Source organism: Streptomyces sp. NPDC027189 (assembly GCF_055566975.1).
In genome coordinates this window covers 13,028-33,174 of sequence record NZ_JBVHRI010000011.1, presented here as the reverse complement: position 1 = coordinate 33,174, position 20,147 = coordinate 13,028, and the positions used below count along the sequence as shown (strand labels likewise).

Sequence of the window (20,147 nt, the reverse complement as noted above, 5' to 3'; positions counted from 1 at the left end):
GCCCCGCCGTCGACACAGGGTGATCGCAAGGGTGCAGCCGGAGACCGGTGGCTGCCGTGGAGCGAAGGGCCCCCGCATGCAGCCGACCAGCCGCCGTCGGATACGCCGGCGCCGCGTGGCAGCGCTCGCCACGGTGACCCTCCTGACGCTGACGGTCAGCACCTCCGCCGGCACCGGGCACCTCACGGCGGGCTCCACGGCGGCGGGCTCCATCGCGCTGGCCCATTCCACGGCGCTCGGTCCCTGCATGATCAATGGCTCCATGGGCGTACAGATGGGGGAAGGCATCCCCACCGCGCCCGGCTACGCCCGTTCCACCGGCACCGTCCGTGCCCTCACCCTGATGGTCGACTTCTCCGACGCGCCCGGGAAGGGCAGCGCGCTCGACCGCTACGACGAGTTCTTCCCGCAGACCCAGCGATGGTTCCGCACCGCCTCGTACGGCCGCCTCGACTACCGCCCCGCGACGCCCATCAAGCACTGGCTGCGGATGCCCAAGACCTTCAAGGCGTACGGCATAGAGCGCGGTGCGCCCTTCGACCCCGGGTACCGCGAGCTGGTCCAGGACATCGTGGCCGCGGCCGACCCCATCGTGGACTTCCACTCGTACGACATCCTGAACATCCTGGTGACGCCGAATGCCGGGCCCTCCGCGCTGGACACCGTGCTGTCCGTGACCTTCGCCGGCAATACGGAGGCGCCGGTCGCCGACGGCGTCCCGGTCTCCAACGCGTCCTTCGTCTACAGCCGCCAGGACGACGGCTCCGGCTCCTACGCCGACACCGGCTACCGGGTGCTCCCGCACGAGAACAGCCACACCTTCGGCCTGCCCGACCTCTACACCCAGGACGGCGGGGGCGCGGTCGGCCACTGGGACATCATGAGCGAGGACTGGGGGGCCGACAACGATCTGTTCGGCTGGCACAAGTGGAAGCTCGGCTGGCTCGACGATTCCCAGGTCCGCTGCGCCGCCGGCCCCGGCACCGCCGAGTACACGCTCACCCCGCTGGCCCGGCCCGGCGGCAACAAACTCGTCTTCGTGCCCACCAGCACCAAGACCGGATACGCGCTCGAACTGCGCACCCGTGAGGGCAACGACGCGGCGGTCTGCCGTCCCGGCATCCTCATCTACCGGGTCGACGCGGACGTCGACACCGGCAACGGGCCCATCACCGTGTACGACTCCCAGCGGGACAGCGGCGGCTGCACCCGCTCCCCCAACGTGCACGCGGAACTCTCCGACGCGCCCTTCGAGCCCGGCGAGACCTTCAAGGACCCCAAGACGGGCGTCACGGTCCATGTCGCCGAGGTGGACCCCGCGGGGAACTACCGGGTGTCCGTGACGCGGCGCTGAGCGCCCGCGGGTGTGCGCGCCGACTGCCGCCGATCGCCACCTACCGCTGCTGACCGCCACCTACCGCTGCCGACCGCCGCTGACCTGCTGGAGTGGCCGGGCACGTGTGCCGGGCAAAGCATTACGGTGTCTCTTCCGAGATCCGCACCACGGTGTCTCTTCTGAGAGCCGCAACGGAGAGCCCATGCCATCGAATGTCGTGCCGGCCCCCGGGGCTGGGACCGGAACCGAGGACGCGGTGCCCGCCGAGGCCGTCACCCCGCTCATCCGCGGTCTCGCCGTGCTGCGGCGGCTGACCGAGGCCGACGGGGTGTCCAGCCTGAGCGGGCTCGAACGGGCCACCGGGCTCGCGCGTTCCACCGTCGACCGGATCACGGCGACCCTCGCGCGCATGGGGTACGTACGCCTCGACGGCCGGGACGCCGTACTGGCCCCCCGTCTGATGGAACTCGGCAATGCCTACCTCGCGGCCCTGCGGCTCCCCCACCTTCTGGACGCGCACGCCGACGCGCTCGCCGACGAACTGGACGAGTCGGTGTCCCTGGCCGTCGGTGACCGGGACGGGATCCGCTTCATCCACCAGGCGACCCGGCGCCGCGCCATGTCCCTGAGCTTCCGCATCGGCGACCTGCTGCCCGCCGAACGCACCGCGCCGGGACCGCTGTTCGCCGCCGAGTGGGGCGAGGAGGAGTGGACGCAATGGCGCGAACGCCGGGCGGCCGATCCGGAGGACCGCGGTTTTCCGGCCGTACCGGCTCGCAGTCGGCCGTACGAAGCCGAGGACGCGGCGGACTCCGTGGCAGCCGCACCTGCCCGACTCCCCATCGTCGGGGACGACTTCGAGCAGCGTACGGCCGAGGCGAGGGAGGCCGGGTGGGCGCTGGACGACCAGTTGATCGAGCCGGGGCTCGTCGCCGTGGCCATGCCCGTACGGGAGGCGGGGCGGGTCGCGTGTGTGGTGAGCGTGGTGAGTCACACCAGCAGGCACACCGCGGCCGACCTGCGGGACACCCTGCTGCCGCGGCTGCGGACGGCCGTGGCGGCGATGGAGCGGGAGTTGCGACAGGCGCCGCCTGCCGAACCGGGGGCCGCGTCCGGGCTCGCCGCCTGGACCGGTGCCTCCAAGCAGGAGCTGGGGCGGGAGTTCGTCGAGTCGCTGGCCCGCGGGCTGACCGTGATCACCGCCTTCGGCGAGGGCCGCGCCGAACTGACCCTCACCGAGGTCGCCCAGGCCACCGGGCTCGCCCGCGCGACGGCCCGCCGCGCCCTGATCACCCTGGAACACCTCGGATACGTCACCACACACGACCGCGTCTTCCGGCTCACGCCGCGCGTCCTGGGCCTCGGCTTCCCTCCGCTGTCGCGGACCTCGCTCTCCGAGATCGCGGCCCCGCACCTCACCGAACTCTCGCAGCGGCTGCACGACTCGGTGTCGCTCGCGATCCTGACCGGCGACGAGATCCAGTACATGGCCCGTGTCTCCACCAGCCGCATCATGAGCGTCAACATCACCGTCGGCTCCAGGCTGCCCGCGTACGCGACCTCGCTGGGCCGCGTCCTGCTGGCCGGCCTGCCGGAGCCCCGGCTGCCCGAACTGCTCCCGCGGACCCCTCGCACCATCACCGACCCGGAGCGGCTCAGGGCCGAACTGGACCGCGTACGGGACGCCGGATACGCCTTGACCGACGAGGAGTTGGAGGAGGGGCTGCGGTCCGTCGCCGTACCGGTGCGCGAGCGCGGCGGACGCGTCGTCGCCGCGGTGAACGTCGCCATGCACAGCAGCCGCCGCACCCTTGAGGAGTGCGTCCGCGACGTGCTGCCCGAACTCCATGCCACGGCCGGCCGCATCGAGGCGGATCTGCGGGTCGCGGGCCGCTTCAGGCGCGTGCCGCTCAGCTGAACTCGGCTCTGTCCGCAGGCAGTTCGCGGCAGCTCGCGGGCAGTTCGTGGGACGGTCTTCGGCCTATGGCCTCGTTGACGAACGGGAGAGTTGGTTCCTGGCGTCGCTTGCGCCAAAAGCCAGCCGAGTGGCAAGGAGCTTCCGAGCGGTTGCGGCGGTCACGGTGGTCGCGTCGTGGTGAAGCAGGAGAGGTCCGAGCGCACCAGGAGCAACCTGATCCGAGCGGCCTCCACCGTGTTCGACCAGTTCGGCTACGAGCGCGCCACCCTGCTGGTGATCAGCGAACTCGCCCAGGTCACCAAGGGCGCGCTGTCCTTCCACTTCGCCGCCAAGTCCGATCTCGCCCAGCGTCCAGGCCGAGGCCTGCACCGCGTCGGCCGTCGTCCTCGCGAAGTTGGCGGCGCGCGAGGGACCGGCCTTCGAGATCGCGGTCGACATGGCCCACGCCCTCGTACGACTCCTCGAAACCGAGGTCGTCGTCCGCGCGGGCGTCCGCCTCGCCCAAGAGATCGAAACCCCTGACGACCCGTCGCTCCACTGCCGCCTCAGCTGGCTCGGCACCCTCTACCGGACCCTTCCCCGAGCGAAGACCGACGGCTCCCTGCTGCCCGGCGTCAACGTCCACCCGGCCGCCGCCCTCATCATGTCCCTGATCACCGGGACCACCACGACGACCCGCACCCACCCCCACCTCCACGAGACCTACGCCGACCAACGCGACAAGGACCCCCGCGCCACCCGCGAAGCCGACTTCGCCTACGGCCTGGCCCGAGTCCTGGACGGCCTCCAAACCCGCATCGCCCACCACCTCTCCCGACCCCCGCCTCCCCTCCCCCACCTGCGCAAACCGAAACCCTCCCAGCCGCCGCCCGCCATCGGCTAGGCTAGCCACCGGATCCCACCGGGATCCGCACGCCTTCGTGGGCCTTGCGGAAAATTACTGAGCCGCAGGTCAGTGGCTTCTCTCAAGAGTCTCTGGGAACGCCCCTCCTCGCCGTTGGGAACGCACGGAGCAACGTCGCAGGACACCGCCTGTTTCTCGGAGTGACTGACGCCAGCTGACGATGGGCGGCGCGTCCGGTACCGATGACGTAGGCGCCGGCCTCACGTGCGAGCTGTGTCGCCATCGAGCCGACCGCGCCGGCCGCACCGTGCACAAGGACGCTCTGACCCACCCCGAGGTGGCCGTGCTCGAACAGCCCCTGCCACGCCGTCAGGCCAGTCATCGCGACGCCCGCACCTACCGTGAAGTCAACGTCGCCAGGCAACGGCGCTAGGTTGCGCGCCTCGACGACCACGAACTCTGCCAGGGTGCCGTCGCGGGTCCAGTCGGTGAGGCCGAAAACCCGCTGTCCGACCGACAGCCCCGCCGTTCCATAGCTGCGGGCGGTGACTACGCCGGCCACCTCGTGGCCCGGGATTGACGGCGTGCGGTCACCGCCGAGGCGATCGATCCAGGTCGAGGGCCACTCCAGCTCATCCCCGGTGAATCCTGAGCCATGGACTTCAACGACGACATCGCCGTAGCCCTCGTTTACTTCCTACACGAGATAACGGGGGATCTCTGTCCTCTCCGCGTCCAGATGGACGAACTCGGATGGTTGCCTTTGTCCTCATCCCGCTCGGTCGGGTTGCAAGCGCCGACGGCATCGGCGGGGTCGGGGCGCTGACGATGCTCGTCCGCGTCGGCCATCTCCGGACTCGCCGGACGACTCGAAGCACGTTTGAAGACGGACGGCTACATCCAGTCGTGCTCGAGCGCGGCGATCTGCCTGTCGTCGTCCGGCTCGCCCGCGGGACCGTGCTGGTGGTCTGGCCCGTGTGCGGGTTGGTGCTGTGGGTGGGCGCCGGAGCCCGGATGAACCTTGTCGATGAGATCGAGGTATTGCGGGTGGCGGGCAATAAACTCGCCCACAACCGGGCAGATGATGGTGATCTTCTTTCCGCTCTCGCGGATCTCGTTCAGCACGCGAGCGATGAGCTCCGCGGCTACTCGCTTGTGGCGGTAGGCGGGGTCGACCCAGGTCGTCAACAGTACGACCCGGCCGCCTACGAACCGATATTGGAGTTCTGCGATCGCTTCGGGACCGAGGGATGCGGTCCAGCGACCGCGCTCCGCGTCGTTGGCGATATCGAGCTCCCAGGCGGACTCGGCCTCACGGAGACCGGTCTCGTCCAGAGCAGCGATGAGGGCCGCGTTGTTCTGTTCACGAAAGGCCGCCTCGGCCTCGATGTTGGTCGTCACTGTCGTACACCTTCTGTCGGCGGAGCCCAGGGTTGGTTCAGGACTGGTGCGACCCTGTGGTCGCCCCCGGGTGCTCAGGGTCGATGAGGTCCGCATACTCGGGGTTGTGCTCGATGAAGGTGCGCACGATCGGACACCTGATGGTGACCGTCATTCCTCGCGTGCGCACGTCGTCGAGGACGCGTCGGATCAGCTCGGTGGCGACGCCCTGTCTGCGGTACTCGGGGAGCACTGAGGTGGCCATGAGCACGAGTCGGTCGTCGCCGGCGAGGTTGTAGGGCAGGCCGGCGATCTCGGTGTCGCCGACGATGGCCTCGTAGATTCCGGATTTCTCGTCGTTGACGACGTCGAAGTCGAACGCGGGGACGTGGGGGTGATCGATCACCTCGTCGACAGGTACGACCTGGTCCTGACCGAGGGCGCCTTTCCCGTCGGGGTGTCCGGCCTCGTCGGGGGACTCGATGGCGTAGCGGGGCCGTTCGGTTGGCTCGGTCATGGGGGTGTTCCTTCGTTGCTTGCTGATTCGGGGACATTCGTGTCCTGCAACCGCTGCTCGTCGCCGCGCGCTCCACCCTGTGGCCCCGATGGGTGCGCCACTGCTTGGGGCGACTGAACAGGACGATTACGTCCACACCAGGAGGGCGGAGCACCGTTCGACAAGCATCAGCGGTGATCCCGTGCTGCGGCGCTGGTCGGCAGGGTTCGACAGTGCGAGCAGCGCGAAGCCCTGGGTCTGACGTGGTCAACGTGCCCGTGCCTGGGCGACACACCTCCCGATCGGCCTGTCATGCCTAGGACCGAGGGGCCTGCAGTAGCCCACGGCGACCGCATCAACGCAGCCGACATCGCCGAAGCGGCGACGAGGGCACCCGTCACCTACACCGACGGGGCAACACAGGTGTTCACTCACGACGGGCGCACCACCTACGTCGAGAAAGGGAGCCAATCGTCCTGAGAGGGGGGAGCAGACGATCAAGGGCGGTTTTGGTCTTTCTGGCCACCCACCTACCGTGCCACCTACGACGTCTCGTGGATCACAGGTGCCGGTGGCGATGTCGCCAGCGGTGAAACGCGGGGGGACGTTCGAGGGACGGTAGCTCCGAGTTCGCCTGATTCCCGGGACGAGGCCTACCCTCGCGCTCTTCTTGCGAGAGATCGCCGTAGAGGCTGTATCCGTTGTATTCCCAGAATAGGCGCTCCGGTCCCAGAAGCCCCGAGGCTGCAGCCGTTCTCGAACGGGCTACCGGAGACGACGAAGAAGTTCGCCACTCCTGGTACGCCTCGATCGTGTCGAAGCCGGCGAACCGTTCGCTTCAGTGGAAGCCGAGCACGCTCTCGGCCTGCCAGTCGATGACGGCGCGCACCAGGCTCTCCTTGTTCGCGAAGTAGTGGCTCAGCTGCGAGCCGCTGACCCCCGCTGCTCTTCGCACCAGCTCGTTGTTCGTCGCGTGGACCCCCCGCGTGTAGATCAAGTCCGCAGCGTGCTCGAGGATGCGACCTCGCGTCGCCAGCCCCTTGCCCGTGCGCCCGCGAAGATCACGCGATCCATCGTTCATCTGCATGTCACCACCCTATCCCGCAGATTGGGCTCAGCGGCCCAACACGAACACGGATTGGGCTTGACAGCCCAATCAGCGTCGCGTTCACTGTGAGTGGGCCAAACAGCCCAGACTGATACCGACCCGAGGACCACCACCATGTCTCGTCTCACCACGCCCGAGCTCACCGACATCGACGCCAAGACGCAGGGCACGCTCGACGCCATCGCCAAGCAGTTCGGCTTCACTCCGGGCATGTTCACCACGCTCGCCGCCAACCCGACCGTCCTCGAGATCGTGATGGGCCTGCAGGGCAGCATCGCGAAGCTCCTCGACGCGAAGACCCGCCACACGATCGCGCTGGCCACGTCCCACTCCAACGACTGCGACTACTGCTCGGCGCTGCACGGATACATCTCCGCGAACCTCGGAGGCATGTCCACCGAGGAGATCGAGCTGGCCCGCACCGGCCGCTCCACCGATCCCAAGCGTGCCGCCGTCGCCCGCTTCTCCCAGCAGGTGATCGAAACCCGCGGTCAGGTGGGCGACGAGGACATCGCCGCGGTCCGCGAGGCCGGGTACACGGACCCCGAGATCCAGGCGATCGTCACCGTCGTGGTCGTCACGCTGCTCACGAACTACCTCAACAACGTCAACGACACCGTCGTCGACATCCCCGGTGCGGGCGCGTAACCAACGACGTCGCGGCCGCGTCGACCGGCACGGAGGTCGCCCCAATGAAGGCGATGTTCACCACGTACTGACGTGACTCCGACGCCCAGAAGCCGCCTCCTGACCCGATCTCTCTGAAACGAAACGAAAGCCAACCATGGATCTCAACAATCTGATCACCAAGCACCTCACCCGCTACTTCGACCCGAACAAGAAGATCCCGGAGGAGACCTTCCAGTTCCTGCTGCGCTACCTACGCACGTCGCCGACGACGATCAACATCCAGCCCAACCACTTTCATGTGCTGGAGACGCAGGCCGGCAAGGACAAGCTTGCGGACGCTCTCGTCGGCCGCTTCGCGGACAACGCGGAGAAGGTGCGGAACGCGTCGCACGCAATCGTGTTCACGACCCGCAAGACGATTCCCGACGAGCACTTGCAGGAGATCTTCGCGAAGGAGCGCGCGGACGGTCGCTTCGCGGACCCGGAGACCCAGGCGGGATGGGAGGCTGGAGCGTCCAACTTCGTGAAGATCCAGTCGGAGAACTATGGCGGCGACGTGCTCCACTGGCTGGAGAAGAACACGTATCTCGTGGTCGGCGCGACCATGATGGCCGCCGCTTCTCTCGGAGTCGACGCCACCCCGCTGGAAGGGTTCGACCGCGCGACGATCGACGAAGCGTTCGGCCTCACCGACACCGACTTCACCACGACGCTGCTCGTCGTGCTCGGCTACCCGGACGAGACGCGCGTCTCTCGCCAGCCGGTCTCGCGCTTCGACGCCGAGAAGATCTTCACCCACATGTGACGAACTGAGCGGGTGCGCGATCGGCGCGCCTGCTCGGTTCTGCGCAACTCGACTGTCCGGCGCCCGCACCTCTCCTCGACGGACGCCGGGCAGTCGACCTCCACCGACCTCGAGGAGGCCAAGACGGACGCAGACAGGACAGTTCAGAACCGGGCGGCCGCGCGCGCCGCAGAGCTCCCGCGTTCAGAGCACACGCACCAGTTCACCGGCGACTGGGAGGTGTGGAAAGTCGGTGGCAAGGTGTTCATGCTGCAGACATCGATGCCTGGGGAGCCGGTCGTGATCCTCAAAGCCGATCCCTCAGATGCGGACACGCTCCGCGCGTCGCACACGAGCATTTCTCGCGGCTACCACATGGACAAGAGGCACTGGATCACCATCAGACCTGGTGCGGATATCGAGCAGGCGTTGGTGGACAACCTCGTGACCGAGTCGTACCTGCTCGTCGTCGCGGGCCTTCCCAGACACAACCGCCCGGTCGACCCCGACACTTTCAGCTTTCTGCCGTCCGCCGACTGACCGACGCGGCGCCAGGCAAAAACAAAACCGGCTCTTCGCCGATCCGGTGGCGATCACGACCAGGACCGGACTCTCCCTCGTCGGGAAGTAGTGCTTCAGCTGCGACCCGCTGACGCCGGCCGCGCGACGGAGCTGCTCGTTGTTCGTCGCGTGGACACCCTTCGTGTAGATGAGTGCCGCGGCATGATCCAGGATCCGGGCGCGCGTCGCCTGATCCTTGTCCGTGAGCTTGCGAGGAACCCCTGTTCCCGTCGTGGCTTCCATACGTCACACGACACCGCAGATTGGGCTTGACAGCCCAGTCTTGGATGGTGTTACCTCTAAGAACTGGGTTGCCAAGCCCAAAAATGTTCGGCCCGGCCTGGGCCCGGCGACTACTCGCACAGCTACCGGAGGTTGATCCGTTATGTCGCGACTGAATGCGCCCCCTCTCGACGACGCAGATGTGTCACCAGTGATCAACCGGCCTCGCCAGGGCAGAACGCTCCGGCTGGCATTCTCATCTGGGATCGTCTCCCTGGTGGCCTCGTTTGCCGCGTCGGCCGCACCGATCCCCCTGTTCAACACCTACCGGGCCGAGGACGGGTTCACTAACGCCGGCATCTCGCTGGCCTTCGTCACCTACTCCGTCGGCATTATCGCCGCACTGTTGGTGCTGGGACGGCTGTCCAATCATCTGGGCCGACGGCGCACCGCGATCGCCAGCCTCGGCCTGCTCCTGCTGGGCTGTCTGCTGCTGCTGAACGTGCACGACATCGGCACTCTGCTGGCCGGTCGGCTCCTGATGGGCGTCGGTACGGGGTTGGCCAGCAGCAGCCTCACCTCCTACATCGTCGACGCCGCGCCCACCAGGCCGGCATGGCTGGCCTCCGTCGCGTCCAGCCAGGGACCCATGCTCGGCCTCACCCTCGGCGCCATCGCCGCCGGCGCCCTGGTCCAGTTCGCCCCCTGGCCACGCGAGCTCATCTACCTGGTTTGCGCCGGTCTCCTCGTACTGTCTGCCGCACTCATCGTCATCAGCCCGGAGACCGCGAAGCCGACGCCGGGCGCTTGGCGATCACTGCGGCCCCGGGTCCGCGTATCGGCTCGGGTCAGGCATCTGCTCCCTGTCGCGGCCGTGGTGTTCGTGACCGCATATGCGACCGGGGCCTTCTACCAGTCCTTCATGCCCGCACTGGTCGAAGATCAACTCCATACCCGCAGCCCGCTCATCCTCGGACTGGCGTTTGCCTGCTACATGGCCCCCAGCGTTCTCGGCGCTCCCATCGGCGGCCGGTTCACACCAGCGGCAGCCCAACGCATCGGCATGATCATCGTCCTGATCGGATGGATCGGCATCATTACAGCCATCGCCATAGGCACACTGCCGTTGTTCATCGCTGCAACCATCGTCACCGGCGCCGGTCAAGGCATCGCCGTCAGCGCCGCCACCCGCGGCCTGCTGCACGGCAGCGCCCTGGCCGACCGGGCACCGATCTTCAGCGCGGTCTACCTCCTCTGCTACAGCGGCGCCGCCTTGATCAGCCTCATCTTCGGCCAGCTCTCGAACGCCTTTTCACTACCACAGATCGCGCTCGGATACGGCGCCCTTGCCGTTATCGCCACCCTGTTCACGGTCCTCGCCGCACGCAACCCGCATACGGAACCGACCAGTCAACGGTGAGTAATCACATGACGAACCTCACCGTCAGAGCATTGCCGACGTGCCGTGCCATAGCTAGAAGGATATTCCGGACGATTCACCGCTAGGACGACAAGGGCGAACCTCTCACCGGGACGGCGAGGAGATCCGCCGTGTGTGAGCCGGGCAGCTCGCACAAACTGCCCGACTGACTCCATCGTTCCCCTTCACCAGGTCAACTGCCGACGGGGCACCGACTGGTGATCGCGACACGGATGAAGGCGTTCATCACGGTTACCAGCCAGGCGATCGCCGAGACCTGGTCTGCGGTGAGTACGGCCGCGGCTGCGTTGAAGTCCTCGTCGCTGACGTGTCCGTGCGGCACGCGTGTGATCGAATCGGTCAGGCGGATGGCGGCACGGTCGGTCTCGGAGAAGTAGCCGGTGTTGCGCGCCGCGGTGCCGCCGGCTGCACGCCCACCGGCCTACGACGCCGGGTCGTCGACCTTGAGTTTCTCTCCGGTGTTGGAGACGAAGACGACCAGGAGCTTGGCCCGTGTCGTCGGGCTGGTGTTCTCGGTGAGGACGTGGTGGGCACCTGGCGGCTCGACCCAGTTGTCGCCCTGGTGGTAGGTACGCACGGGCTTGCCCTCGAGCTGGCTGCGCACGGTGCCTTCGAGGACGTAGGCGTAGACGAAGGCCTGGCCGTGCCGGTGCGGCAGCGCGCGTGCGTCGGGCGGGAAGTCGACGATCGCCGAGGTGAACGTCTTGCCCTTCACGTTCGGCAGGACCTGCTGGAGCAGCGGCTTGAGGGTTTCGGTGGGGCGTGTCGATGACATGGCCGCAGGCGATGCCTCGGCTGCGGTCGTCGCCTTGGCGTGGGCGGGCTGGTCCGAGGCCGAACAAGCCGTGGCCGCAGTCAGCGCGGCGACGGCCAGCAAGCCACCGGCGATCCGCATTCTCATCATGATCGGTCTCCTGTTCAGTCTTCCGTGACGCGCGTGATCGTCTGCCTTCGCCCCGGGCGAGCGCGCCCCGGGCGGAGGGTGCTTCGGCAAGCGGCCGCACAGCGCCGACGAGCGGCTTGAGGCTGCCGATGCTGTCGGCCCCGGCGAGCATCGCCGCGACCAGCGAGATCACCTTCGCGTCCGCGGCGGCCCCGGCCCCGTTCGCGGCCCCGGCCAGGCGGACCTTCTCGCGGACCAGGCCGGTCAGGCCGCATCGCTCGGCCTAGCAGGATCTGACCGGGCCACGGAGACGGCGGCTCGGTGCTTACCTCCGGCCCCGGGGGCTCGACCCATGGCTCGTTCCGGTCTCCTCATTCCCGAGCGGCGAGTGTCACGAACCGTCCCGCTACCGCGGCGAGCGCGCCGGAGCCGAGGACGGTGAGGCCTGCGGCGAAGAACACCGTCTGCAGGGTTGTCGTTGACACGAGAATCGCGCCGAACGCAGACCCCAACGCCAGGGCCACCTGCAGGTTTGTGACATTCACTGCCGATGCACCCTCCTGGTTCTCAGGCGCCGCGTCGAGCAGCCAGACCAAGGTTGCCGGGTTCGCGATTCCCCAGATCAGGCCCCACAGCGCGATCAACAGGCCGGCCAGAATTGGCAGGGTTCCCGCGCTCGCTAGCCCAATGAGCAGTGCCGCCACCGCCGTCGTGGATCCGACGAAGGTGCCGATCACCCCGCGCTTGAACAGTGATCCGGCGACGAGTGAACCGACGATGCCACCGCAGCCGTAGATGACGAACAGTATGGTGATCACGCCGGCGGGCAAGTGGGTGTGGTCTGCCAGGAACGGGGTGATGTACGTCCAAGCGGCGAACTGCCCAATGAACATCACAGCGCCTGCCGCCATCCCAAACTGAACGGCCCGTCGTGACACTGTCTGCACAAGATCACCTACGTGTGTGCTCTTGTCCGGTGGAATGCTCGGAAGCAGGACCGTCTGCGCAACCACGACAAGCAGTGTGGCCGCCGCAGCTGTGGCGAAGGTGAAACGCCAGCCGATGAGATTGCCGAGGGTGTGTCCGACAGGCAGTCCCACTACCGTGCCACCCGAGATACCCGCCGCGATGATGGTGATGGCGCGAGTGCCGCTGGCCGGCCCCACCAGCTTGGGTCCAACCGGTGAGACCACGGTCCAGAAGGCTCCGATGGTGGCACCGAGGAGCATACGAGCGATCAGCACCACGGCGAAGTTCGGCGCCACCGCGACGACTGCGTTCGACACCAGTACCGTCAGACCCAGGATGAGGATGACCGGGCGCCGGTTGAGGCGGCCAGAGCTAAGGAAGAACAGCGGCGCCGACACGGCAGCGCTGAGACCCGGCACAAGCACCATCAGCCCGGCCAGACCAAGCGAGACATGCAGACCCGCGACGATCTTTGGCAGCAGCCCTACAGGCAGCGTCTCCGTCATGACGACGACGAACGCGCCGAGCGCGACGGCCCCAACGGATGCCCAGCAGCGCCTGGTGGGCTCCGCGACAAGGCTGGGACAGTGGGTCGGGACGGCCGCGGAACACGACGATGCAGTGAGCACGCGCACCTGCGGTGCACGGTCTGTGGGCGTACTGTATTCGGTTCCAGTCATGTGCTCTCCCCGCTCATCGCGCTGACTAGGACGTTGACCGGCTGGGGAGGCGAGAATCCTGATAACTGCGCTAACGGAGCCCATGCCTGGCCAGTTAGGTGGGTAAAGGCCATCCGTTCCTTTCTCCGCGTGAGGCGAAAACGTGTCTCGGTTCTCTGGTGCGACTGGAGAAAGACTGGAGTTCCGTCGGACCGCGGTATGAGCACGCCGTCAGCTTCTCCGACGACCTGAAGCACCTCTATCTCATGCCGGACCAGCGGAAACCGGATGTGAGGTGCGGAGGAGCACGACCACTTAGGCGCCGCTTCTGAGCGAACCGTTGGCCGCTCGAAGCGGAGGTCTGCCTTGGGCTGTTCAGTACGGTGGCTCGGTGTGCTTCTACGCCACGGCCTACACGCTACTTCTGCAGGAAGGACTGCAGCATGGCCGTTACTTCCTGGGGCTTCTCCTCATTTACGAAGTGGCCCGAACCCTTCACGACACGCCCCTGAACGTTCACGGCGTAGGCATGCCACTGGTCGGGAATCATTGGGCCGAAAGAACCATCGCCGCCGATGGCGAGGATCGGCATCTTCAGTTTGCCCTGAGCCAGGAACTCCTTGTTCTGCTGCACGTTCGCCCGGAGTTGACGGTATACGTTCATCCAGGCTGTCGTGCGGCCGGGCTCCTTTAGATAGTGGGCGTAGAAGTCGTAGTCCGACGCTGTGAATGGCGACGGGTTGCCCGCCAAGTACTCGGTGATCATGTCCTCGACCAGGACACGCTCGTGACCAGCGATGAGGTGCTCGGCGAGAGGCAGCTGGAACAGACCGAAGTGCCAGGCCGCGGGCTTTTTCGGGTCCGCGTTGAGAACGGGGTAGCTGTACACGCTGGCATCCGGGATGGGAGCTTCCATCACGGCCATGCGTCGCACCTCCGTGCGCCATTGCGCAGCGTACGCGTAGGCGACCCATACACCAATGTCGTGGGCGACTACCTGGACGCCGTTGTTGAGCTTCAGCTGCACCAACAACTGATGCACATCCCGGGCCAACTGTGCAGCCGAATAACCGCTTTTAGTGACCTGCGAGTTTCCAGTGCCACGCATGTCGACGGCGATCACAGTGTGTGTCTTGGAGAGCGGGACCATTTGCTGCCGCCACTCAGCCCAAGACTGAGGGAACCCGTGGATCATTACCACAGGTGAACCCTGGCCCCCCTGCATGTAGTGCATGCGAAAGCCGTTTACTTCCGCATACTTGGACTGAAAACCAGCGGGTGGCTCAGACTGTGGGTAAGGCGTGGGGGAGTTCGACTGCGGCGCTATGAAGCCATGATCCCGACTCTCACTCCACGCCCCGGAGCTCAAAGTCACGGAGACCATGAGCAGCACCAAAGCCGCGATAAGCACAGAGAGCCCGTTGTGTTTGCGTATTCCGATACCCATTGCTTTCCTACCTGGAGTCGGAATCTGTTATGCGCAAGAGACGCGAGTACGGTGAAGCGATGCCACCCACTCGGTCGTTACATTTCCGAAAACCCGGAACGTACTGGATAGCAAAGTACCGTCGGACCTTGCTCCCACTAGCCAACCCGCTGCAACCACAACGGGTTACAACCTCTGCGGGCCCCTTCGTCGTTAAACGCCCGGGAGGAGCGAAGTTTTCCACCGTGCTACGAAGCTACCCTCCGACGCAGTCGGGCGCCACCGTGTCTTGTTTGGATACCACAGCCCGGCGCGACCAGCACCTCGGGCGAAGCCAGCGCTGGGATGGTGCGGCCGACGTCCTGCCCCTCGCGGGGACCGCGACCCACTCTGCAGCGGAGCCGGCGATCCCTACTCTGAGATGCCACCGGCGCCGGCCCTTGACATGATGGAAGAGTGCAAAGGGGAAATGCCCCTCCCGCTCAGTCGAGTTGGAGAGACGCGGGTTAAGACGGGTGCACACACGATAGTCGGGCAGAGTCCGCCTCGGCCTGGGGTTGCGCCGGGAATCGCAGACGCCACCCACCGTTGGGCACCGCGGCACCCATCGTGCGAAGACAGGAGAGTGCCATGGTCGCGCACACCTCTGTCGGCAGGTTGCGCTCTGGAGGGATTACGACGAGCCGGCTCGGGCTCGCGTGAATCTCGCCAGCATCGGACGCCTCAAGTTCGAGGATTACGAGGTGGAGAACTTCCGTCCTGCGGTCGTCTCGAGCCTCCTGATGCGGCTGCCATTGAGAAGGCTCGGGGAGACGAGACTGGCCAGGGCCATCGGGCTCACCGAGATCGCGATTGCCGCGATGATCTCCACCGGACGGTGGGCCCCGAGAATCTCGGCAGCCGGCCGCAGCCTTGCGGCCGGGATGTTCGCCGTCACGCTCAGTTTCCTGGTCACCACTCCGGCGGCGTGGCACCAGCGGGGCCCAGAGCCGAAGCTCTCGCCGGCCGGCCAATTCCTGATTAAGGACGTGGTGCTGCTGGGCGCTTCCCTCATCACAGCTGCGGAGTCGCTCAGTAGTACCCGACGACGATATCCGTCCGTGGCTCTGCCTGCACCAATCCGTCCGGCATTCATCTTTGCGGTGATCTCCCTGATGGCCTCGATTGCCGCGTCGACCGCATCGGTCATCACCTGATTGGCAGACCACAGCCTTGCACGCCGCCCACACAGGGAAGGAACAAGAAAATGAGCGACACCAAGCAGTCCGCCGAAGATCTGAAGATCCTCGAGCAGCTCAACAATGACTACGTCCACTCCGACCAGTTCAACGATGTCAAGCGCTTCAGCGAGTTTCTCGCCGAAGACTTCATCGCGCAGACTCCCGGCTTCACCCGCAACCGTGCCGAGTTCCTCGAATACATCGCTAAGCCGCGGCCCTTCAAGGATCTCGCTGTGCACGACGTCAATATCCGCACCCTCACCAGTGACGTTGCTCTGATCCACGGCCGTGCCACTTACACCCTGCTCGCCAATGGAGCGGAGCAGGAAGCTCTGTACACGGACACGTACCAGAAGCGCAATGGCACCTGGGTCTGTGTCTCGGCCTGTGCAATCGCTCCGGGCACCTGACCGACCACCCCCGCCAGGCTGCCGTTCGCGAGGCACACCTCGCCCCCAGGTAAGGGACCGACCCCCCAAGAACCATTCGGAGACGGCAACAATCCGACACCGGCTCGCGGCCACGCTTCAGGGCTTACCCCAGACGAGAAAGGACAGGAACAAGACCAGCGGAATCAGCGCCGGTGTTAGCCTCCCAACATCCTCGGCTAACACTGGCACTGTTCACATTCCAGCAGACCTACGATCCGTTGATACGCGCACCGGGGTCCTGGGTGGATGAGACGGCGGGTGTGGGCCGTGTGGGCGGCCACATGCTGCACGGACAGCATGTTAATTGAGTAGAAGACGGGCATCACGAGCCTTGGCGGACTTGGCCGTACCGTCAGAGTTACGGCGCAGGGACCGGCCAACGTTCTGCCCATCTGGCCTCGCTTCCGCGAGGGTTGGCGAAACATCCCCCTCAACGCCCCGCTCGCCACGATGCAAAGACCCCAGATGCGGGCGAGGGAGGCCCGATGTACGCAGTCAACTCGCCCTGTCCGGTCCCAGCGGTATCCCGGGCTTTCAGCCCAGGGCGGGATAGGCGGTGTTCGCGAAGGAGAGGGCCGACGGCCGGTTCCCCGACCCGGCAAAGCTGTCCGGGTCCGCGGCTACTCGGGGTGCGTCAGGAAAGGATCCGCACGAGTGCGGAGAGCGCCTCGGGCCATTCAGCGTCGGAGGGCACCCCGTATCCAACGACGAGGGCATCGGCCATGGCGTTCAGGGACCGTGCATGGCGGTATCGAGACAGGCTGGCTACTTTGAGGCCCTCGCGGGTGGCCGAGTGAAGGACCTGCTGCTCGGTCCCGGGCGGCAAACCGAGCACGGTGTGCAGGCCTGCCGGTGTCCCGGCGACGCACACCTTCGGGGCGTGCTGGGCGAGGGTTGTGACCAGGGCGTCTCGTCGATCGCGGTAGCGCCGGCGGGCAGCACGTATGTGACGGTCGTAGGCGCCGGAGGTGATGAATTCCGCCATCGTCAGCTGGCTGAATACCTCGCTCGAGTCGATCTGCCCCTTGGCCGCCATGGCCTCCTCGGCGAGCCGGGGAGGCAGCGCCATCCAGGCGAGCCGCAGGCCTGGAGCAAGGGTCTGGCTGGCGGTACCCAGGTAGACCACGCAGTCGGGGTCGAGTCCTTGGAGCGCCCCGACGGACTGGCGGTCGAACCGGAACTCACCGTCGTAGTCATCCTCCAGGATCAGCCCGCCGGTCCGTCTGGCCCAGTCCACGATGGCCGTGCGGCGATCACGCTGCAGTGCCGTGCCCAGAGGGAACTGGTGAGCCGGTGTGAGGAGGACTGCATCGGTGCCGACGGGCGGCGCCGGCACGGTCCCGTGGGCATCCAACGGAAGCGGGAAGGTCTGCAGCCCAGCAGTCTCCAGCAGGCTGCAGTGGCTGTTCAGGCCGTAGGACTCGACGGCGACGTTCCTCGCCCCACGCCTGGCCAGGACTGCGCTTAGGACCTGCAGGCCGTGGAAGACGCCGGCGCAGATCAGTATGTGCTCCGGACTCACGTACACGCCCCGGGCTCGAGCGAGATGGTCTGCGAGTGCGGCCCGTAGCTCCGGCCGGCCGCGGGGGTCGCCGTAGCCGAGCGCGTCGTCGGGGGCTGTGGCCAGGGCACTGCGTGCGGCTTTCAGCCAAGCTGCACGGGGAAAGGTGGTGAGGTCGGGGTTGCCTGGGATCAGGTCGTAGCAAGGGCCGGCGGACGGCTCGGCGGACGGGCGCGCCAGAATCGGCTGAGTGATCATTCTGTCTGCCACGAGGGTGCCCGAGCCTCTGCGGGCGGTCAGCCATCCCTCGGCAACGAGGTCGGCATAGGCGTCAGCCACGGTGTTGCGGGCAAGGCGGAGCTCGGCGGCGAGCCGGCGGGAGGAAGGCAGCCGTGTTCCTTGGGCCAGGTGGCCGGTGCGGACAGCTTCGCGCAGGGCTTCGGCCAGCGCACGGCGCACACCTCGTCCAGCTTGTGGCAAATCATTCCCAAAGGCATGCCGTAGTTGCGCTGGACTGATCACGGCGCAGGCGCCGGGGGGCTCGGCAGAGGCCGCATTGTTGACAGGAACATCGACCGGGCCGCCGGACAGCAGGTCGTCGATGGCAGTGGTGCGTTGGTTGTCGTTGATCAGATCAGTAGTCACGATGCGAACCTCAAGACTCGACGCACTTGCTCTGCCGACGTTGGCGGTTTCGGCGAGTTGGTCGGCGGGGCGGGCGAGAAGGATGACATCGACTCGGGCCTGGGCAACCCCAGACGAGAAGGGCCTCGCCTGGCCGTAGGAAGACGGGCACGAGGGTTCCGCCGTTCTGGCCGCACCTTCGCGGTTCGGGCGCAGGGGCCGGTCAATGTTCTGCACGATCTCGACCTGGGAGCCGAGGGTGTCGGCGAAATACGCCGCCTCAACGCCGCGCTCGTCGGCGATGCTGGCCGGCTCGCGGCGGCATCCCGAGGATTTCAGCCCAGGCCGGGGTAGCCGCCGGCAGCGAGGTCGTCGACCAGGCTCGGGCGGGTGGGCTGCCAGCCGAACCGTTCCCGGGTCAGCGCACTCGACGATGGCATGTCGAGGGCGAACACACGGCCGATGACGCCGAAGCGCTCGGGCGGCACCGAATCGACCGGCACCGCGAGGACACCGCCGATTGTCTCGGCCAGTGTCTTCATGGTGTCGCCCTCGTCGGCTACTGCGTGCAGGACTGTGCCCGGCGCGGCGTCCTCGAGTGCGGTGCGGAACAGCCGGGCGGCGTCGAGCCGGTTGACTGCTGGCCATCGCTGTGTGCCGTCGCCGACGTAGGCTGACACGCCGGTTTTCTGCGCGGCGGCGATGAGCACTGAGCAGAAGCCGTATTGCGACCCGCGTTGGTGCACGGAGCGCGGCAGCCGCACGACACAGGAGCGGATGCCCTGGTCGGCCAGGGCCAGCACCATCTGGGAAGTGCGGCCGCGGCCGCCGACCGGACCGTCGGTGGTGTCGGGGTCGTCCTCGGTGGAGATGTGGCCTGGCATCATCGGCGTGAGGCCGGCATGCACGAACGGCTTCCCGCTGCCTGCGAGTGCGCCGGCGAGGGTCTGCACGGCGCGCGCTTCCTCGTCGATGCCCGCTTCCAGGTTGTTCCAGTCGTTGCTGAAGGCCAGGTTGATGACGCCGTCGGCCTGTGCGGCACCGGCGCGGAGGCTGTCGAGGTCGCTGAGGTCGCCGCGGAGCGGCGTCCCGCCCGCGGCGGTGACGGCCGTCGCCGCGGCATCGGAGCGGACGAGGCCGAGGACCTCGTGACCAGCGGCGATGAGCTCGGGAACGACAACCGAGCCGATGCTGCCGCTGGCGCCGGTGACGAACACGCGCATGAAAGGCTCCAGATGAATGCTGCGACGCTGCGCCGCAGGACGGGCATGGCGAGGATCAGGCGTGGCGGTTGTGGGTGTGGGGATCCACGGGCTGCTTGGACTTGGGAAGCCCGCCGACCACGAGACGGTAGGAGTCGGTCACGAGCTCCTTGACCAGCTTGGCGTCGATGGTGTCTCCGCCTTCCATTGTGATCCAGTGTCTTTTGTTCATGTGGTAGCCGGGGCTGATGTCTGCGTACTGCTTGCGCAGGGCTGTGGCGTCGTCCGGGTCGGCTTTGAGGATCACGACAGGGCGTCCCGGCATGTCGGTCATGAGCATGAAGACCTTGCCGCCCACCTTGTGGAGCTCCCAGTCGGGGTCGAAACGATGCTCCTGGTGGGTGCCGGGCAGTTCCGCGGTGTGGTCGCGCGCGATCTTCTGCAGTTCCTGTCCGTCCATGGTGATCATCTCCTGGGTCGGTTCGCGTGCCTGGCGCGTGTCGGTCCGGGTC

At 66.8% G+C, this 20,147-nt stretch carries 21 protein-coding genes and 2 pseudogenes; 11 read left to right on the top strand and 12 right to left on the bottom strand.

All coding sequences use genetic code 11. The annotated features are described in order from the left end of the window. The first annotated feature begins 76 nt into the window (after positions 1 to 76). The 4 genes from ACZ4RZ_RS25570 to ACZ4RZ_RS25555 all read left to right on the top strand — a co-directional run bounded on the left by ACZ4RZ_RS25570 (position 77) and on the right by ACZ4RZ_RS25555 (position 4,137). Positions 77 to 1,354, top strand: a complete 1,278-nt coding sequence (locus ACZ4RZ_RS25570) for a M6 family metalloprotease domain-containing protein (protein ID WP_467747892.1) — start codon at positions 77 to 79, stop codon at positions 1,352 to 1,354. 184 nt (positions 1,355 to 1,538) lie between these two features. Continuing rightward, positions 1,539 to 3,254, top strand: a complete 1,716-nt coding sequence (locus ACZ4RZ_RS25565) for an IclR family transcriptional regulator domain-containing protein (RefSeq protein ID WP_467747890.1) — start codon at positions 1,539 to 1,541, stop codon at positions 3,252 to 3,254. Between the two features lie 174 nt (positions 3,255 to 3,428). Further along, positions 3,429 to 3,776, top strand: a complete 348-nt coding sequence (locus ACZ4RZ_RS25560; protein WP_467747888.1) for a TetR family transcriptional regulator — start codon at positions 3,429 to 3,431, stop codon at positions 3,774 to 3,776. Then, positions 3,691 to 4,137 carry a hypothetical protein gene (locus ACZ4RZ_RS25555; RefSeq protein ID WP_467747887.1) on the top strand — a complete coding sequence of 149 codons (447 nt, stop codon included), beginning with the start codon at positions 3,691 to 3,693 and terminating at the stop codon, positions 4,135 to 4,137. Before ACZ4RZ_RS25560 ends, ACZ4RZ_RS25555 begins: the two co-directional genes overlap by 86 nt. A gap of 169 nt (positions 4,138 to 4,306) precedes the next feature. On the opposite strand, the pseudogene ACZ4RZ_RS25550 reads toward ACZ4RZ_RS25555, so the two are convergent. From ACZ4RZ_RS25550 to ACZ4RZ_RS25535, 4 genes and pseudogenes are all read right to left on the bottom strand, one after another. Continuing rightward, a pseudogene (locus ACZ4RZ_RS25550) lies at positions 4,307 to 4,774 on the bottom strand (NADP-dependent oxidoreductase); the annotation flags it as partial. Positions 4,775 to 4,992: 218 nt separating this feature from the next. After that, on the bottom strand, positions 4,993 to 5,499 hold the full coding sequence (locus ACZ4RZ_RS25545; protein ID WP_467747885.1) for a GNAT family N-acetyltransferase: 507 nt from the start codon (positions 5,497 to 5,499) through the stop codon (positions 4,993 to 4,995). A gap of 37 nt (positions 5,500 to 5,536) precedes the next feature. After that, positions 5,537 to 5,995 (bottom strand): GNAT family N-acetyltransferase, encoded by a 459-nt coding sequence (locus ACZ4RZ_RS25540; RefSeq protein WP_467747883.1) that lies wholly within the window; start codon positions 5,993 to 5,995, stop codon positions 5,537 to 5,539. A gap of 817 nt (positions 5,996 to 6,812) precedes the next feature. Next, positions 6,813 to 7,061 (bottom strand): TetR/AcrR family transcriptional regulator, encoded by a 249-nt coding sequence (locus tag ACZ4RZ_RS25535; protein WP_467747881.1) that lies wholly within the window; start codon positions 7,059 to 7,061, stop codon positions 6,813 to 6,815. 135 nt (positions 7,062 to 7,196) lie between these two features. On the opposite strand from ACZ4RZ_RS25535, the gene ACZ4RZ_RS25530 reads away from it, so the two are divergent. From ACZ4RZ_RS25530 to ACZ4RZ_RS25520, 3 genes are all read left to right on the top strand, one after another. After that, entirely contained in the window at positions 7,197 to 7,730 is a 534-nt protein-coding gene (locus ACZ4RZ_RS25530) for a carboxymuconolactone decarboxylase family protein (protein WP_467747879.1), read from the top strand. Between the two features lie 136 nt (positions 7,731 to 7,866). Further along, a complete protein-coding gene (locus ACZ4RZ_RS25525; protein WP_467747877.1) occupies positions 7,867 to 8,517 on the top strand; it encodes a nitroreductase family protein in 651 nt (216 codons plus the stop codon). 12 nt (positions 8,518 to 8,529) lie between these two features. Further along, the gene (locus tag ACZ4RZ_RS25520) at positions 8,530 to 9,036 is read left to right on the top strand and encodes an MmcQ/YjbR family DNA-binding protein (protein WP_467747875.1); all 507 of its coding nucleotides are present in this window, start codon (positions 8,530 to 8,532) and stop codon (positions 9,034 to 9,036) included. 84 nt (positions 9,037 to 9,120) lie between these two features. On the opposite strand, the pseudogene ACZ4RZ_RS25515 reads toward ACZ4RZ_RS25520, so the two are convergent. Then, positions 9,121 to 9,300, bottom strand: a pseudogene (locus ACZ4RZ_RS25515) (TetR/AcrR family transcriptional regulator); the annotation flags it as partial. 256 nt (positions 9,301 to 9,556) lie between these two features. Here ACZ4RZ_RS25515 and ACZ4RZ_RS25510 point away from each other — a divergent pair. Beyond that, entirely contained in the window at positions 9,557 to 10,699 is a 1,143-nt protein-coding gene (locus tag ACZ4RZ_RS25510; RefSeq protein WP_467747874.1) for an MFS transporter, read from the top strand. A 193-nt stretch (positions 10,700 to 10,892) separates the two neighbouring features. Here the strand turns inward: ACZ4RZ_RS25510 and ACZ4RZ_RS25505 are convergent, their stop codons facing one another. Both ACZ4RZ_RS25505 and ACZ4RZ_RS25500 read right to left on the bottom strand, forming a co-directional pair. Further along, positions 10,893 to 11,042 (bottom strand): hypothetical protein, encoded by a 150-nt coding sequence (locus ACZ4RZ_RS25505; protein WP_467747872.1) that lies wholly within the window; start codon positions 11,040 to 11,042, stop codon positions 10,893 to 10,895. Between the two features lie 99 nt (positions 11,043 to 11,141). Then, positions 11,142 to 11,495, bottom strand: a complete 354-nt coding sequence (locus ACZ4RZ_RS25500; RefSeq protein WP_467747870.1) for a cupin domain-containing protein — start codon at positions 11,493 to 11,495, stop codon at positions 11,142 to 11,144. On the opposite strand from ACZ4RZ_RS25500, the gene ACZ4RZ_RS25495 reads away from it, so the two are divergent. Continuing rightward, entirely contained in the window at positions 11,494 to 11,652 is a 159-nt protein-coding gene (locus ACZ4RZ_RS25495; RefSeq protein ID WP_467747868.1) for a hypothetical protein, read from the top strand. The two genes, ACZ4RZ_RS25500 and ACZ4RZ_RS25495, sit on opposite strands and share 2 nt — an antisense overlap. Positions 11,653 to 11,974: 322 nt before the next feature. On the opposite strand, the gene ACZ4RZ_RS25490 is transcribed toward ACZ4RZ_RS25495, so the two are convergent. Continuing rightward, positions 11,975 to 13,252: an MFS transporter gene (locus ACZ4RZ_RS25490; RefSeq protein ID WP_467747866.1), complete on the bottom strand. Its 1,278-nt coding sequence runs from the start codon at positions 13,250 to 13,252 to the stop codon at positions 11,975 to 11,977. Between the two features lie 397 nt (positions 13,253 to 13,649). Beyond that, the gene (locus ACZ4RZ_RS25485) at positions 13,650 to 14,426 is read right to left on the bottom strand and encodes an alpha/beta fold hydrolase (protein WP_467748227.1); all 777 of its coding nucleotides are present in this window, start codon (positions 14,424 to 14,426) and stop codon (positions 13,650 to 13,652) included. A gap of 929 nt (positions 14,427 to 15,355) precedes the next feature. Between ACZ4RZ_RS25485 and ACZ4RZ_RS25480 the strand changes: the two genes are divergently transcribed. Next, positions 15,356 to 15,853: a DUF417 family protein gene (locus ACZ4RZ_RS25480; RefSeq protein ID WP_467747864.1), complete on the top strand. Its 498-nt coding sequence runs from the start codon at positions 15,356 to 15,358 to the stop codon at positions 15,851 to 15,853. Between the two features lie 50 nt (positions 15,854 to 15,903). After that, positions 15,904 to 16,287, top strand: a complete 384-nt coding sequence (locus ACZ4RZ_RS25475) for a nuclear transport factor 2 family protein (protein WP_467747862.1) — start codon at positions 15,904 to 15,906, stop codon at positions 16,285 to 16,287. A 655-nt stretch (positions 16,288 to 16,942) separates the two neighbouring features. Here the strand turns inward: ACZ4RZ_RS25475 and pdxR are convergent. The 3 genes from pdxR to ACZ4RZ_RS25460 form a co-directional block, all read right to left on the bottom strand. Further along, the gene (gene pdxR / locus ACZ4RZ_RS25470; RefSeq protein WP_467747860.1) at positions 16,943 to 18,670 is read right to left on the bottom strand and encodes a MocR-like pyridoxine biosynthesis transcription factor PdxR; all 1,728 of its coding nucleotides are present in this window, start codon (positions 18,668 to 18,670) and stop codon (positions 16,943 to 16,945) included. A 98-nt stretch (positions 18,671 to 18,768) separates the two neighbouring features. Beyond that, the gene (locus ACZ4RZ_RS25465) at positions 18,769 to 19,656 is read right to left on the bottom strand and encodes an SDR family oxidoreductase (protein WP_467747858.1); all 888 of its coding nucleotides are present in this window, start codon (positions 19,654 to 19,656) and stop codon (positions 18,769 to 18,771) included. A gap of 55 nt (positions 19,657 to 19,711) precedes the next feature. After that, positions 19,712 to 20,095 (bottom strand): MmcQ/YjbR family DNA-binding protein, encoded by a 384-nt coding sequence (locus tag ACZ4RZ_RS25460; RefSeq protein WP_467747856.1) that lies wholly within the window; start codon positions 20,093 to 20,095, stop codon positions 19,712 to 19,714. Positions 20,096 to 20,147: the final 52 nt, after the last annotated feature.